At 57.7% G+C, this 15,530-nt stretch carries 14 protein-coding genes; 5 read left to right on the top strand and 9 right to left on the bottom strand.

Translation table 11 applies throughout. The annotated features are described in order from the left end of the window. Positions 1-28: 28 nt before the first annotated feature. The 3 genes from AC0TNJ_RS16835 (at position 29) to AC0TNJ_RS16825 (ending at position 2,937) form a co-directional block, all read left to right on the top strand. Positions 29-1,219 (top strand): acetyl-CoA C-acyltransferase, encoded by a 1,191-nt coding sequence (locus AC0TNJ_RS16835; protein WP_473771760.1) that lies wholly within the window; start codon positions 29-31, stop codon positions 1,217-1,219. After that, positions 1,219-2,346, top strand: coding sequence for an acyl-CoA dehydrogenase family protein (locus AC0TNJ_RS16830; protein ID WP_473771759.1), 1,128 nt, complete (start codon positions 1,219-1,221; stop codon positions 2,344-2,346). Before AC0TNJ_RS16835 ends, AC0TNJ_RS16830 begins: the two co-directional genes overlap by 1 nt. 93 nt (positions 2,347-2,439) lie before the next feature. After that, on the top strand, positions 2,440-2,937 hold the full coding sequence (locus tag AC0TNJ_RS16825; RefSeq protein WP_122001034.1) for a peptide deformylase: 498 nt from the start codon (positions 2,440-2,442) through the stop codon (positions 2,935-2,937). Positions 2,938-2,955: 18 nt separating this feature from the next. Here the strand turns inward: AC0TNJ_RS16825 and serA are convergent, their stop codons facing one another. Beyond that, positions 2,956-4,194 (bottom strand): phosphoglycerate dehydrogenase, encoded by a 1,239-nt coding sequence (gene serA / locus AC0TNJ_RS16820; protein WP_122001035.1) that lies wholly within the window; start codon positions 4,192-4,194, stop codon positions 2,956-2,958. A 251-nt stretch (positions 4,195-4,445) separates the two neighbouring features. Between serA and AC0TNJ_RS16815 the strand changes: the two genes are divergently transcribed. Beyond that, entirely contained in the window at positions 4,446-4,742 is a 297-nt protein-coding gene (locus AC0TNJ_RS16815) for a hypothetical protein (RefSeq protein WP_122001036.1), read from the top strand. A 65-nt stretch (positions 4,743-4,807) separates the two neighbouring features. Here AC0TNJ_RS16815 and AC0TNJ_RS16810 read toward each other — a convergent pair whose 3' ends face one another. Continuing rightward, positions 4,808-6,514 carry a dihydroxyacetone kinase family protein gene (locus AC0TNJ_RS16810; protein ID WP_473771758.1) on the bottom strand — a complete coding sequence of 569 codons (1,707 nt, stop codon included), beginning with the start codon at positions 6,512-6,514 and terminating at the stop codon, positions 4,808-4,810. Positions 6,515-6,784: 270 nt separating this feature from the next. Here AC0TNJ_RS16810 and AC0TNJ_RS16805 point away from each other — a divergent pair, with 270 nt between their 5' ends. Next, positions 6,785-7,732, top strand: a complete 948-nt coding sequence (locus tag AC0TNJ_RS16805) for a LysR family transcriptional regulator (protein ID WP_473771757.1) — start codon at positions 6,785-6,787, stop codon at positions 7,730-7,732. 5 nt (positions 7,733-7,737) lie between these two features. Here the strand turns inward: AC0TNJ_RS16805 and AC0TNJ_RS16800 are convergent, their stop codons facing one another. The 7 genes from AC0TNJ_RS16800 to AC0TNJ_RS16770 all read right to left on the bottom strand — a co-directional run bounded on the left by AC0TNJ_RS16800 (position 7,738) and on the right by AC0TNJ_RS16770 (position 15,526). Continuing rightward, entirely contained in the window at positions 7,738-9,084 is a 1,347-nt protein-coding gene (locus tag AC0TNJ_RS16800) for an MmgE/PrpD family protein (protein WP_473771756.1), read from the bottom strand. 19 nt (positions 9,085-9,103) lie between these two features. Further along, positions 9,104-10,105: a serine hydrolase domain-containing protein gene (locus tag AC0TNJ_RS16795; RefSeq protein ID WP_473771755.1), complete on the bottom strand. Its 1,002-nt coding sequence runs from the start codon at positions 10,103-10,105 to the stop codon at positions 9,104-9,106. Next, complete coding sequence (locus AC0TNJ_RS16790; RefSeq protein ID WP_473771754.1) at positions 10,102-10,899, bottom strand: ABC transporter ATP-binding protein; 798 nt, start codon at positions 10,897-10,899, stop codon at positions 10,102-10,104. The genes AC0TNJ_RS16795 and AC0TNJ_RS16790 overlap by 4 nt, the downstream gene beginning before the upstream one ends. After that, on the bottom strand, positions 10,896-11,759 hold the full coding sequence (locus AC0TNJ_RS16785; protein WP_473771753.1) for an ABC transporter ATP-binding protein: 864 nt from the start codon (positions 11,757-11,759) through the stop codon (positions 10,896-10,898). Before AC0TNJ_RS16785 ends, AC0TNJ_RS16790 begins: the two co-directional genes overlap by 4 nt. A gap of 5 nt (positions 11,760-11,764) precedes the next feature. Beyond that, positions 11,765-12,697, bottom strand: a complete 933-nt coding sequence (gene nikC, locus AC0TNJ_RS16780) for a nickel transporter permease (RefSeq protein WP_473771752.1) — start codon at positions 12,695-12,697, stop codon at positions 11,765-11,767. 10 nt (positions 12,698-12,707) lie between these two features. Next, positions 12,708-13,784, bottom strand: a complete 1,077-nt coding sequence (locus AC0TNJ_RS16775; protein ID WP_473771751.1) for an ABC transporter permease — start codon at positions 13,782-13,784, stop codon at positions 12,708-12,710. Between the two features lie 125 nt (positions 13,785-13,909). After that, complete coding sequence (locus tag AC0TNJ_RS16770; RefSeq protein ID WP_473771750.1) at positions 13,910-15,526, bottom strand: ABC transporter substrate-binding protein; 1,617 nt, start codon at positions 15,524-15,526, stop codon at positions 13,910-13,912. Positions 15,527-15,530: the final 4 nt, after the last annotated feature.

Genomic DNA, 15,530 nt, shown 5'->3' with positions numbered 1-15,530 from the left:
ATCCAGAAAGAACCAGCGAGGAACCATCATGTCCAACAGCGATCCTATTGTCATTGTCGGTGCTTCCCGTACTCCCATGGGCGGTTTTCAAGGCGATTTCGCCAATGCCCAGGCGACCGATCTTGGCGCCGCCGCCATTCGTGGCGCACTTGCAGGCGCGGGCCTTGCACCGGAAGCGGTCGAAGACGTTTATATGGGCTGCGTTCTGCCTGCCGGTCAGGGACAGGCTCCAGCGCGTCAGGCTTCGATCAAGGCCGGAATACCTGTTTCCACCGGCGCGACGACCGTCAACAAGATGTGCGGCTCGGGCATGAAGGCCACTATGCTGGCACATGATCTGCTATTGGCTGGCTCCGCCAATGTGATCGTTTCGGGCGGCATGGAAAGCATGACCAATTCCCCCTATTTGCTGCCCAAGGCGCGCGGCGGATATCGCATGGGGCATGGCCAGATTATCGACCATATGTTCCTCGACGGGCTGGAGGATGCCTATGAAAAAGGCCGGCTGATGGGCACATTTGCCGAAGATTGCGCGGAAGCCTATCAGTTCACCCGTGAAGCTCAGGATGAATTCGCCATTGCCTCGCTGACGCGCGCGCAGAATGCTATCAAGGACGGTCTTTTCGCCGCCGAAATCACGCCCGTTACCGTAAAGGCCGGGCGCAACGACGTTGAAGTTTCGATCGACGAACAACCCGGCAAGGCAAAGCTGGACAAGATTCCGACCCTTCGCCCGGCATTTCGCGAGGGTGGCACTGTGACGGCGGCCAACTCCTCCTCAATCTCGGATGGAGCGGCTGCACTCGTCCTCATGCGCGCATCGGAGGCGGAAAAGCGCGGACTTACGCCGCGTGCGGTTTTGGTCGGCCATGCAACCCATGCCGACAAGCCGAACCTTTATCCCACTGCTCCCATTGGGGCGATAAGCAAGCTTTCCGAGAAAATCGGCTGGAATCTCAGTGATGTCGATCTCTTTGAGATCAATGAAGCTTTTGCAGTCGTTGCCATGGCCGCCATGCGCGATCTCGATCTGCCGCACGACAAGGTCAATATTCATGGTGGCGCATGCGCGCTGGGCCATCCAATCGGCGCGTCGGGTGCCCGCATTCTTGTCACCTTGCTCTCGGCTCTTGAAACCCATGGATTGAAGCGCGGCGTGGCCGGCATTTGCCTTGGCGGCGGCGAAGCGACCGCTGTCGGCATAGAAAGGATCGTTTGATGCTCTTGAACGATACGCAGGAGCAGATTCGCGAGGCCGTCCGACAATTCGCACAGGAGCGGCTTGCGCCGGGAGCTGCCATCCGCGACAGGGAACACGCTTTTCCGCGCGCAGAACTCACCGAAATGGGAGAGCTTGGCTTTCTCGGAATGCTCGTGCCGGAAGAATGGGGCGGCTCCGATCTTGGGACGGTTGCTTATGCGCTGGCGCTGGAAGAGATAGCGGCTGGCGACGGAGCGTGTTCTACCATCGTCTCGGTCCATTCATCCGTTGGCTGTGCTCCGATCCTGCGTTTCGGCACCGAAGAGCAGAAACAGCGATTTCTGCCCAAGATGGCCTCTGGCGAATGGATCGGCGGGTTTGCATTGACGGAGCCGCAGGCAGGCTCGGATGCTTCCGCGCTCAAAACGCGTGCGCGCCGCGATGGTGATCATTATGTGATTGACGGCTCCAAACAGTTCATCACATCGGGCAAGAACGGCAACGTCGTGATTGTGTTTGCCGTTACCGATCCAACGGCGGGAAAGAAAGGCATTTCGGCTTTCATTGTGCCGACCGATACGCCGGGTTACGAGGTTGTCTCAGTCGAACACAAGCTGGGCCAGCATTCGTCCGATACATGTGCGCTCGCTTTCACCAACATGCGCATTCCAGCGGAAAATCGGCTGGGCGAAGAGGGTGAAGGCTACAAGATAGCACTTGCCAATCTGGAAGGCGGGCGCATCGGCATTGCTGCGCAATCAGTCGGCATGGCGCGCGCAGCGTTTGAAGCCGCATGTGCTTACGCCAAGGAACGCATTACATTCGGCAAGCCAATCATCGAGCATCAGGCAGTCGCGTTCCGTCTCGCGGACATGGCAACAAAAATTGAGGCGGCCCGGCAGATGGTGCTGCATGCAGCTGCATTGCGTGAGGCAGGCAAACCCTGTTTGACGGAAGCCTCAATGGCCAAACTCGTCGCGTCCGAAATGGCCGAACAAGTCTGCTCCGCCGCCATCCAAATTCACGGCGGTTACGGTTATCTGGCTGACTATCCGGTTGAGCGCATTTATCGTGATGTTCGCGTCTGCCAGATCTATGAAGGCACCAGCGACGTACAGCGTCTCGTTATTGCGCGGGGATTGTGATCGTCCCCTGCAATAATGTTTGCAAGTCACGACGAAAATCGGCCAAAGACAGCGTGCGGATAAGCAAATATCCGCAGCAAAATGTGAGGTCCGATGACTGTTCGCCCGATTGTAAGCTATCCGGATAAACGACTGCGCACCGTAGCCGAACCCGTCATCCTGTTCGACAGCGCTTTGCAGGAACTGGGAAACGATCTCCTCGACACGATGCGGGCCGCGCCCGGCATCGGGATCACCGCGCCGCATATTGGTATAGCAAAGCGTCTCGTGGTTCTGGAACTGCCTGAATCGGGGCCGAAATTCTACGTGAACCCTGAAATTACCTGGGTCTCAGACGAAAAAATCCATCATCAGGAAGGCAGCGTTTCGATGCCGGGTGTTGTCGATGACGTCGAGCGCCACGCCCGTATCAAAATCCGCTATCAGGACCTTGATGGGAACGAGCAAACCGAGGACTCGGATGGCTTGCTCGCCGTATGCCACCAGCACGAAATAGACCAGCTTGACGGTATTTTCTGGATACAGCGCCTTTCGCGATTGCGCCGCGACCGTCTTATCAAACGTTATGAGAAATCGCAGCGCCAAAGATAATTGGCGCTGCGAATAAGCTCAATAGAGCAAACGGGCACGGATGGTGCCCGGAATTTCGCGAATAGCCTGCAAGACCGTTTCGCTGGCATCACCGACGCCGTCAGCTTCCATAACAAGATAACCCACCTCACCATCTGTCTGCAGAAACTGGCTGGCGATATTGATGTTATGTGTCGAGAAAACATTCACGAGGCTGTTGAGAATACCCGGGCGGTTTTCATGCACGTGCATGAAACGTGTACCCGTCGGGCGCGGCGGCAACTGCACCTGCGGGAAGTTGACGGCGCCCAAGGTCGAGCCGACATCGGAATATTCGACCAGTTTGCGGGTGACTTCCGTGCCAATCCGTTCCTGAGCTTCTTCCGTCGATCCCCCAATATGCGGCGTCAGGATGACATTCTCCAGTCCCTGAATCGGTGAGACGAACTTGTCGTTGTTGGAAGCCGGTTCAACCGGGAAAACATCGATGGCGGCACCTGCAAGATGCCCCTCCTGCAGGACCTTTGCCAGTGCTTCCAGATCGACAACCGTGCCGCGCGCATTATTGATGAGGAAAGCGCCTTTCTTCATCTTGCGCAGTTTTGCTTCTGTAATGAGCTTTGAAGTCGACTTGTTGGACGGCACGTGCAAGCTGACAACGTCCGAAGTCTTGAGCAATTCATCAAGGCTCGCAGCCGGTTTGACATTGCCATATTGCAGCTTGTCGGAAGTGTCGAAATAGCGGACCGTCATGCCGAGGCTTTCGGCCAGATTGCCGACCTGCGAACCGATATTGCCGTAGCCGACAATACCGAGCGTCTTGCCGCGCACTTCGCGGCTGCCAGTTGCCGTCTTATCCCAACCGCCTGCATGGGCCGATACGGAACGCGGGAAAATGCGGCGCATCAGCATGATGATTTCACCAATCACCAGTTCCGCTACCGAGCGGGTATTCGAAAATGGCGCATTGAAGACCGGAATACCACGCTTGCGTGCAGCTTTCAGTTCAACCTGGTTGGTCCCAACCGAGAAGCAACCAACCGCGATCAAACGGTTAGCAGCAGCAAATATCTCTTCGGTCAGCTGCGTCCGAGAGCGAATACCGACAATATGTGCTGACGAAATCGCTTCGATCAGGTCGGCCTTGTCCAGCGCCTTCGGCAGATGCGTGACATTGGTGTAACCGGAGGCCTTGAAGTAATCGACCGCCGTTTGGCTGATGCCTTCCAGCAGAAGAACATTGATGCGGTCGCGTGCGAGGGAGAGACGTTCGGTCATTTGGGGATTTCCAGGCTGTAACAGCAAATAGTCGGTTTACGACATGAATGAACGCAAAGCCGTCGTCAACAGGACGGACTGAGAGATTTTGCCCCGATTGCAGATTCACGAAGAAAGTGAACGAGCAACGTCTTTTCAGAACACCGCAGCCGCCTATCTGATTACCATGGCAAATAACAAGCTCGCATGTGAATCACCGGTCAACCGACCCAGGTATATCTTTAAAAAATTGCAACCGGAGGACTGTTCCCATGAGTGAAACGATCACCCTCGACACACATGAAGCCATTCGGGACTGGGTGGCCGCTCGCAACGGGAATCCGGCTTTTATCAGCACCTCCACAGATCCCGATGCTGCTCCGGTCCTGCGAATTGTATTTGAGCCGGAATTTGTTGCTGACGTCGAACGGCCATTGGACGCTGGCGGGCTTGAAATCGTAGAGTGGGAAGACTGGTTTCGCGTTTTTGATCAGGAAAAACTGACCATGCTGGTAGCTCACTCGAAACCGGGCAAACTTGATAATTTCTACCAAATCCTCCCGGCTTGATCGCTATTCAAGCAATTGCCTCACATCAGGGAGCTGAGTTTAAGCCAGCCCCCTGAATCGCCCAATCAGTTTTTCAGCGTCTTGCCGATGGTTTCCGCAACCAGCGCCAGTGAAATGGCGCCGGCATCGGGATGGCCGATGCTCTTTTCCGCCAGCGGTCTTGCCCGACCTAGTTTCGGGACAAGCGGTGCTGTCGCTTCGGCTGCTGCCTTCGCTGCCGCCGCAGCTTTATTCCATGCGTCGGCCAGCGGCACACCTGATGCAAATTCGCGTTCGAGAGTTTCCACAAAAGGCACGAAAGCATCGACCAATGTCTTGTCACCGGGTTTCGCCCCACCAAGACTTGTCACGGCATCAAGCGCGCGCCTGCCGCCGTGAACGACTGCACCATCATCAATGCTACCATTGTCGGACAGTTCGGCGCCCCATGAACGTAGCAAAAGTCCCCATAGCGCTCCGGACGTTCCTCCAGCCCGGTCCGCCCATGCATCACCCGCTACAGCCAACAGACTTGCAGCCCCGGCTCCAGCCTTGACCGCATGATCGGCGGCATCTTTTGCAGCAGCGGAGCCACGCCGCATACCCTGACCGTGATCGCCGTCGCCCGCATAGGCATCAATGTGCCCAAGCTCTTCTTCGGCCTCGACCAGCGTGTCAGCGACAGCGTTCAGAATGCCCTGAACACACAACCCGCCTGCGCGGCCTGCTTCATCCGCTTGAGCAACATCAGGAGCTGCATCCTCATCGGTAATGAGATCGTCCGCAGGCTCGACTGCAATTGCTTCCCCGCGCCGCAGAACCGGCGTATCGCAAGCGGCTGTCCAGTAGCGCTCCAGTTCGTCATCAAGCCATAGAAGGGTCAACGAACAGCCTTGCATATCAAGGCTGGTAACAAATTCGCCCGCCTCCGGAGCTACGATATCAAGCCCGGCATTTTCCAGAAGCGACGCAATCGCCGTCCACAAGACAAACAGTTCTTCGTATTTGGTCGCGCCGAGGCCGTTCAGGATAACGCCGACTTTTTGCGTTCCTTTGGGGCGTTCCGCCAGTAGCTTCTCCACCAGCAGGCTCGCCAGACCGGAGGCAGGCAGGATCGCCTCTTCCTTGATCCCCGGTTCACCATGAATACCGAGACCCAGAGCCATCTGACCTTCCGGTACGGTAAAGAGCGGGTGTGGAGCGCCGGGCAAGGTGCAGCCTTTGAAAGCAACGCCGAAAGACACGGTGTTCGCATTCGCGTGACGTGAAAGCCGTTCAACCTCGTCCAGCGACAGACCGGCCTCAGCAGCGGCACCTGCAATCTTGAACACAACCAGATCACCAGCGATACCGCGCCGTTTCTCGTGCATATCCGCCGGGGCACTGGCCACGTCATCGGTCACGGGAACGATGCGTACGTCGACCCCCTCGGCACGCAGGCGCTCAGCAGCAACGCCGAAATTGAGAACATCGCCTGCATAATTGCCAAAGCCCAGAAGAATACCACCGCCCCTATGCGCCTGGCGGCACACGCGGGCCACTGCCGCTGTGGACGGTGAAGCGAATACGTCACCAGCAACAGCAGCGTCCGCAAGGCCCGGCCCCACATACCCCGCAAACGCCGGATAATGACCGGAGCCGCCTCCCACGACCACAGCAACCTTGCCTTGAGGCACCTTTGTCGAGCGAACAACGCCACCACGCACGTGACGAACATAGCGGCTATAGATACTGGCAAACCCGGCAAGAGCGGTCGAGGCAAACTCTTCCGGCGCATCGAAAATCGTCGTCATTGAAACAGTCCTTGGTCTGGGTCATCGCCGCTAGGCGGAATGCGGCGCGAGTAGTCACGATTTGTAGCCGAAACGGAAAGCCCTCCGCCACCATAATGTCGCATAAAATGGGCTGGCGAAACTGCGGTCCAGCGCCATGCTGATATTCGCCGCTCTCAGCCAGATTACCGATTGATCTAAAACATCAGATGAGGTCTACCTCAATCGAGCCGGATCGCGTTATAACCGGAACGGGCTCACTTGTGGTCATCTGATGCATCGGTACGGACTATGGAACTGAAATGGCTTGAAGATTTCGTCAGTCTCGCCGAGCACAGGAGCTACTCCCGCGCGGCTGGAGACCGCAATATTACGCAATCCGCGCTCAGCAAACGCATCAAGCAGCTTGAAGACTGGGTTGGCCTCCCATTGGTTGACCGCTCGTCAAATCCGATAGGCCTGACAAAGGCGGGAGAAAGTTTTCTTCCACGAGCCCAGGATGCCCTCGAAGTGCTGCTCAGCGCCCGCAAGAATGTCAGTGACGGCTATAGTGCCACTTGGGAAATCATTTCCTTCGCAACTCTAAATACGTTGTCGCTCACCTTCTTCCCGCGTTGGATGGCCCGGATCGAAGCCTCCGGCGCTTCGTTCCGCACCCGTTTTGCCGATCCACATTCATCGTTCGTCGGCAATATTTCGACACTCGTCAGCGGGCATTGCGACTTTTTTCTAACCTATGCGCATCCGGCCGTTCCCCAGATGGACGATCTTGGAAGTTATCCGTTTCTGCCATTGGGAACCGAGACGGTCATTCCGGTATCCGCGCCCACACCGCAGGGGCTGGCGCTGCACAGTCTCAAGGACAAATCACGGCCTACAGACTTCCTCAGCTACCGTGGAAATTCGTTCTTTTCCCTTGCCTTGCCCTGGCTGTTCGAAAAGCACGGATTTCAATTGAATACCGTTTACGAAAACGGAATGTCTGTTGCGTTGAAGGCAATGGCAGTCTCGGGCTACGGGGTGGCATGGTTGCCGGCGAGCCTCGTCAACGATGAAATGAAGCGCGGCGTTCTGGTGCGGGCAGGCGAAACGAATACCGACCTGTTGATTGATATTCGCGTTTATCGAACGCCCCAGTTCAGGAACAAGCAGGCGGAACTTTTCTGGCGACGTGCCTCGCAACTGGTTTCCCAGAATAGCGGGCACGCTGCCGAAAACTCCGCGCGGGAACCGGGCTGAGCGGCTCACGCCAGCGGAAAGAGCGCGGCCACGGCTTTTAGGTCGGAGACACCGTCAAGGCGCTGCAAGTCCGCATAGATCTGGCTTGCGGCGGGAAGCGACGAGCAGCAGTCAAGGAACTTGCGCATGCGATCGTCTGCGGTGAATGGTTGTTGCAAAGTGCCGACGGCAAAGCCCCGCGATGTACGCAGCACGCGCCCGTCCTTCAGCGTGACGGTGGCGACATGCGGCAATTTTTCCGCCGATGCCCGTTCTTCCTCCTCCGAATAACTGCGCATGACGACAGTGCCGGAAAGCGGATCGCCTGCGAAAGCCTGAACCGCCTGCGGCGTGAAATCCGCCAGCGCGAGATACCCTTGTCGCAGGGCGCGAGCCACGCAATATTGCATGGAGAAGCGTGCCTGCATCTGATCGGTCGGCTGCGTATAGGCGAGATTGCGATAGTTCGCGATCCCGACCAGCGCATCGACTGCTGCAACATCGTCTGCGGCGAATTTGTGCTCGGCTTGCAGATCAAGCAACCCGTCGACGATCATATGCGTGGAGCCACAACAGGGATGCCGTTTCGGCATCACGCCTGTCGTTTCAATCACATGCGGTTTGTCGGTGAGGATTTCTTCTATGTTCCAGCCGAGACGCGGATCACCCGCGAACAGTTCTCGAATGCCCTGCTCGCCTTCCAGAATGTCCGGTCGAGCCTGCATTCCCGCCTTTGCGAGCAAGGCAGCCTCAACCGCATTGCGCGCCGCCATACCGGCATGGAACGGCTTGATCAGCGTACCAAACTGGCCCTTGGTGCCTGAAGCGAAGCTGGCTGCGATGGTGATCGCCTGTGCCGTCGCCATAATGTCGAGGCCAAGCATATGGGCGGTAGCAACAGCTGTGCCTATACTGCCCACCGTCGAGGTACCATGCCAGCCAGCCGTATAATGGGCTTGTCCCAGTCCTTCGCCGACCAGGGCCTGCGCCTGTAAACCCGCCAGATAGGCATCAATCAGGCGAGCGCCTGTCGTCTTGTCCAGTTCGGCAAGCGCCATGATTGCTGGTACAATGACCGCAGAGGCGTGGCTCATGCCCGGCTGGAAATTATCATCGAAGTCGAGCGCATGCGCCGCGGTGCCGTTGACGAGTGCCGCGAGCATCGGGCTGGCCTTGCCTCCGGTGATCAGCGGTGCATCGCCCCCCATGTTGTGACCGGCAAAAGCCATGGCCACGCTCTGTGTGCTGTCATCGTCGCGGCCTGCCACCATGCAGGCCAGTGTGTCCAGAATGGCATCGCGTGCCAGTTCACGCGCGTTATCGCTCGTTACAGGCTTCGCGCATGCCGAAGCGATCGCGGTTGCGACTGTCATCTCCTCTCGCAGCATGGGGTCACCCTTTAAATGCATCGAGAATGAGCTTGAGGAGACGCCCGAACTTGTGCCGGTTCAACTGGCGTCCGGCGATGTCCGTGTCCACACGATGCACGATCACCATGTCGAGCGCAGGCAGCACAATGCAGAAATGACCGCCGGCGCCAAAGCCCGCATAACTGCCTTTCGGCGTCACCACGCCGGGAAAAAACACACCATCCCGCTCCAGCCACCACATATACCCATAAGCTCCGCGCGCACCGGCGTGGGAATACGGCATGACACATTCCCGCACCCAGCCATCCGGCAATATGGCTTCGCCATTCCAGCGTCCGTCGCGCAGATAAAGCTGGCTAAAACGCGCCAGATCGCGGGTTGAGAGGCGAAACGGATAGGCGGCGTGCCGGCTCTCCGTAAAGCGATCGTGCCAGCCGTCCGGCTTGTCGCCGCCAAGTGTGAAATCTTCAAGCCCAAGCGGCTTTGCGATGCGTTCGTCAAAAGCCTGATGTACGGACTTGCCGGTCAACTGCTCGAAAATGGTGCCAAGCGCGTTGAAATCCCAGTTGTTGTAGCACCAGAAAGTGCCCGGCGCATGGGAATGACGTTTCTCCTTGATCATCCGCATCCATGGCGTCTCGTAGCCTGCCGGATGGTAGATGCCCGAACGCGCAGTCAGAAGATCGTAGACCGTCGCCTGTCTTTCGACTTCGCTCAAGCCTTCATTATCGTCAATGCCGAGCTGCTCCAGCGTCAGGCTGAGATCGATGGTACCATCGGCCACATCTTGCCCCATCAGCGCGGAAAGGATGCTCTTGCGAATGGAGTGGCAAAGATATTTATGCGTGATGTCGCCATATGTATGGACGATCTTGTTGCCCTGGACGATCATCAAGGCATCGGTTTCCTGCCCGTCCGCGCAGGCGTCGACGGCACGAAGCCCGGCTTCCGACCAGCCCGCCGCAGCGGGGCTCTTCAGACGCTCCCATTCCTGTCCCGGATTGGCCACTGCATGATAGTTCATACCCGTATTTCCCTAGCCTGATTATGTGCGACAGCTTCCACGCTGGCTTGCAGGAATTCCTGCGTATATTCAGCCTTGGCGCGCGAATGACGCAGATCGTCCGCCGTCAATTCTTCCAGAATGATGCCCTTGTGCATGACGCCCACACGCTCGCAGATATGCGCCACCACCGCGAGATCGTGCGAAACCATGAGGTAGGTGAGATTGCGCTCGCGGCGCAGCACCTTGAGCAGATTGAGAATTTCCGCCTGCACGGAAACGTCGAGCGCGGACGTTGGTTCATCGAGAAGCAACACATCCGGCTCGATGATCAAGGCACGCGCTATGGCGACACGCTGGCGCTGGCCGCCAGACAGTTCATGCGGATAGCGATAGAGGAAACTCGGGCCAAGTCCCACCGCCTGCAATATGTCGCGAATACGCTCGTCCCTGCGATCCATGCCGTGAATGGCAAGCGATTCCGCCAGCACCTTGTTCACCTGCTTGCGCGGATGCAGCGAGGCATAGGGGTCCTGGAACACCATCTGCACGCGGCGGAAAAACGCCTTGTCGCGCTCGCCGCCCATCTTCTGTCCATCAAAGACGAAATTGCCTTGATAATCCGGGATGAGACCGGCCAGAGCGCGCAGGATCGTGGACTTACCGCAACCGGATTCGCCGATCAGACCGTAAGCTCCGCCGCGTTCGATATGAAACTTCACCTTCCTGACGACGGTGGCGCGCTTGCGCCCCTTGCCGAAGCTGATGGAGAGATCCGAGACATCCACGAATGGGGAATTGGCTGCCTGTGTCATGCGTTTTCTCCCACCAGCGTCGGCTCGGTCAGCCAGCTTTTGTCGCGTTCGGGCACCTTGAGCATATCGACCGGATGGTCGAGCCGCGGAAGGCTGGCCAGCAGCGCCTGCGTATAGGGGTGGCGCGCCTTATGCAGATTCTTCGCTGGCAGGTCTTCCATGATGCGCCCCGCATACATGACCAACACCCGGTCGCAGAAATCCGCCACCAGATTGAGATCGTGGCTGATGAACATCAGCCCGGTACCCGAACGGCTGACCAGTTCATCGAGCACGGTCAGAACCTGCCGCCGTACCGTCACATCGAGCGCGGAGGTCGGTTCGTCGGCAATGATCATGTCCGGTTCGGGGATCAGCATCATGGCGATCATCACACGCTGGCCCATGCCGCCGGAAATCTCGTGCGGGAACAGACGCATGACACGTTCCGGATCGCGAATATGCACGGCCTCCAGCATGGCAAGCGTCTTCTGTCGCGCTTCCGCCGGCTTCACCCGATGGTGCAGACGATAGGCTTCCATGATTTGATCGCCGATACGGATCAGCGGGTTGAGCGAATATTTCGGGTCCTGAAGGATCATCGAAATCCGGTTGCCGCGCACGCTGCGCATCTGGCGCTCGCTGGCCGATAGCAGGTCAACCTCGCCGAAACGCAAAGTCGTGGCCCGGATCTGTGCCGCCTTTGGCGTCAGCTTGAGGATCGAGCGCCCGGTCATTGATTTGCCGGAACCGGATTCGCCTACGATGCCGACCTTTTCGCGTCCGATGGAAAAGCTGATGCCGCGAACGACATCGATGCTGCGATCCGCACCGGGAAACGACACCCACAGATCATCAACTTCAAGCAATGGTTTTGTCATTGATCTTATCCGTTTCTGGGGTCGAGGACGTCACGCAAGCCGTCGCCGAACAGGTTGAAGGCAAGGCTCGCCAGCAGGATCGCGGTGCCGGGCACAGCGGCAAGCCACCAAGAGGTCATCATGAATTCGCGACCACTGGAAAGCATCGCTCCCCATTCCGGACTTGGCGGCTGCGCGCCAAGTCCGAGAAAACCAAGACCGGCGGCGGTGAGAATGATCGACGACATGTTGAGCGTGATGCGGATCACCACCGAGGGGATGCACATTGGCACGACATGTTTCGCAATCACCCGCATGGTGGAAGCTCCTTGCAGGCGGATGGCAGCCACATAATCGGACGAGCGAATGGTCAAGGTTTCAGCGCGGGCGAGACGCGCGATCGGCGGCCATGCGGCGAGTGAAATGGCAATGACGGCGTTCTCGATGCCCGGCCCGAGCGCTGCGGCAAAGGCCAGCGCCAACACGAGACTGGGAAAGGCAAGGAAAATATCGACAATGCGCATCAGCGCCGTATCAACCCAGCCGCCCATATAGCCCGCAGTCGTACCGACGACGAGACCAATGGGGGCCGCGATGATGGCGGTCAGCGTCACGATATAAAGTGTGATCCGCGAGCCATAAACAAGGCGGCTGAAAATATCGCGCCCCAGTTCGTCCGTACCGAAAAAATGTTCCCATGACGGCGGTTGCAGCCGATTGGCGAGATTATTGGCGCCGATATCGTGCGTGGCGATGAGGGGCGCCAAAATGGCCACCAACACCAGAAGCACAATCACTGCCAGACCGAAGACGGCAGATGTGTTGGCCACCAGCTTGAACCAGGAGCGGCGCAACTGCTGTATATTGGCCTGAAAGGCAGACGTGGGTACGGGGGCGGTCAGCCAAGCCCGCAGGGAACTGGAAGCTTGCGCCGGCGATGTGCTGGTGTGTGTGCTCATCGGCAATTTCCTATCGTGTGCGGGGATCGAAAACGCGATACAGAAGATCGCTGATCAGGTTGATGCCGACGAACAGAATGCCGACGATAAGCGTGCAGCCGACCACCGCATTCATGTCACCCGCCAGAAGCGCATTGGTGAGGTAGCGCCCGAAGCCCGGCCATGCGAACACCGTTTCGGTCAGCACCGCGCCTTCCAGCAGGAAGGCATAGGACAGCGCCACGACCGTCACGACCTGAACCGCGACATTACGGAAAGCATGGCCCCAGACGGTGCGAGCCCAAGACAGTCCTTTGACGCGAGCGGTGATGATATATTCCTGATTGAGCTGCTCGATCATGAAGCCGCGCGTCATGCGGCTGATATAGGCCATCGAACCGAATGCGAGGATCAGCGCGGGCATGATGATATGGCTTACCGCATTCCAGAACGCATCCCACTGGCCCTGCATCGCGCTGTCGAGAAGCAGAAAACCGGTGGTGGGTTCAACGGAATATTCATAGATAAAATCGATCCGGCCCGGCCCACCGATCCAGCCGAGTGTGGCGTAGAAAATCAGCAGAGCCATCAGGCCCAGCCAGAAGTTCGGCGTAGAATAACCGAGCAGACTAACCATGCGAACGGCATGATCCAGCGGCGAATTGCGATACATGGCTGAGAAAACACCGAGCGGAATGCCGAGCGTGGTGCCTATGACGATAGCCACAGTCGCAAGTTCGATGGTCGCGGGAAAAACGCGGCCGATATCCTCCAGCACCGGACGGCCGGAAGTCAGTGCGTTGCCGAAATCGAACAGCAGCGCGTTCTTAAGATACAGGCCGTATTGTACGATCAACGGCTGGTCTAGCCCCAGCTTGCGATACATTGTGTCATAGGCTTCCTGGGAAACATTGTCTCCCAGCATGGCAATGACCGGATCGAGCGGCAAAAGACGGCTGATGAAAAAGGTCAGCGTGACCAGTCCCAAAAGCGTGATCGCTACTGAAACGATCAGACGCGCGGTGGCGGCGAGAAACAGAAGCGCAGGCCCGGCTTCCCTGTCGCGGTCGGCCTCCTCCACATCTTCCATGATTTCGTGCGTCGTCATCTGCAAATTCCCGGAAAGAGAAAAACGGGATGCCGGGCCAAAGTCGCGAAGCAAGCGGCCATATGGTCATCCATCGAAACAGGTCCCGGCAGCTTCGAGGGAAGCCACCGGGAGTACCATTCTCGTTATTTCGCGGCGAGATCGTAGTAGACGCGGAAGCCGTTCCAGCTCCAGTTCTTCATGGCCTTGTTAACGCCAGCGACATTGTAGATCTGGAAGATGAAGGCGTGCGGCCCCTTCTCCATCATCTCTTTTTGCAGATCGATATACATCTGCTTGCGCTTGGCCTCGTCCTTCTCGAACAGGGCAGCGTCGACTTGCCTGTTTACGGCCTCGTTGAAATAGCTTGCGCGCCAGCTCGGATACATGGTCTGCTTGGCTTCAGCCCGGTTGTCGGGGTTGAAAATCTGGCGCGAAGCATTGCCATGCGCATCCGGAACGGTGGTCTGCCAACCCATCAGCGAGGTCTGGAACTCGCGACCGCGAATTCGGCTGAACAATTGCGCATTGGCCATGCGCTCAATCTTGATCTTCACGCCCACCTTGGCCGCTGCATCCTGAATGCTCTGGGCAATCGGAGCTGCATAAGGCGCGGTGCTGATGAACATTGTCGTTTCGAAGCCCTTCTCGTAACCGGCTTCCTTCAGCAGTTCGCGGGCCTTTTCCACGTCGAGCTTGAAAGGCTGACCTTCCTTTTCGTCAAGCGCGCCGAAGGCGCCGAGCTGCACGAAGCTCGCACGCGGCACGCCGACATTGTTGATGACCGTCTTGCCGAGGCCCTCATAATCGATGAGATAGCGCATCGCGAGGCGCACCTTCTCATTGGCAAAAATCGGATCAGCATTGTTGAAGTTCCAGTAGAACAGCGATGGTTTCAGCGAACGGGAAGCGGTTACCTTGTCCTGCGTTTCCAGATCGCGAAGGTCTTCCGGCGTCAGATCGCGGGCAATATCGATGTCACCTTTTTCAAGCAGCAGTCGCTGGGTTCCCGCTTCCGAAACATGGCGGATCAGCACCTGCTTGAGCTTCGGCGCTTCGCCCCAGTAATTGTCCGTCGCCTGAAGGATAACCACTTCAGCCGGGTTCCAGCGCATCAGCTTGTAGGGGCCAACGCATTCCGAGCGGGTGGCCAGATATTTGTTGCCCATGTCGTTATCGACCTGGTTCTGCATCAGCACCTTCTTATTCAGGAGGCTGGCGACACGATTGGCGGCGATTGCTGCCAGAATGAGATTGACCGGATAAGGCTTGTCCAGCTTGAAAACGACCGTGTTGTCGTCCGGGACCGAGATGGTCTGGTCTACATTGTCCTTGGTGAAGCCGTATTCCGTCAGCGTGGCGGCATTACCGAAACCGAGCTTGACCGCGCGCTGGAGCGACCAGGCCATGTCGCCCGCCGTCGCCTTGTCGCCATTGTCGAACTTCAGGTCGTCGCGCATGTGGAACCTGATCTGCAAGCCATCTTGCGAGACGTCCCAGCTTTTTGCCAGCTGCGGCACAATCTTGGTTTCGTCAGCCGGATCGAAATCAACCAGAGGGTCGCAGATGTTCTGGATAATTTCATTGGTTGCGGCTTCGCCGATCTGTGCCGGATCGAAAGTGCTGATAGCGTCGATATTCCAAGCCATAACGAGCGCATTAGGTGGAGATGCGGCTTCAGCCGTGAACGTCATAGCGCCCATACCGGCAGCAAGTGCAAGCGCCGTGGTTCGGCGCAGGATGGATGTCTTCTGTCTTGGCATTTTT

This window comes from Ochrobactrum sp. PL_is483 (assembly GCF_055816855.1).
This window is presented reverse-complemented; position numbering and strand designations above follow the sequence as displayed.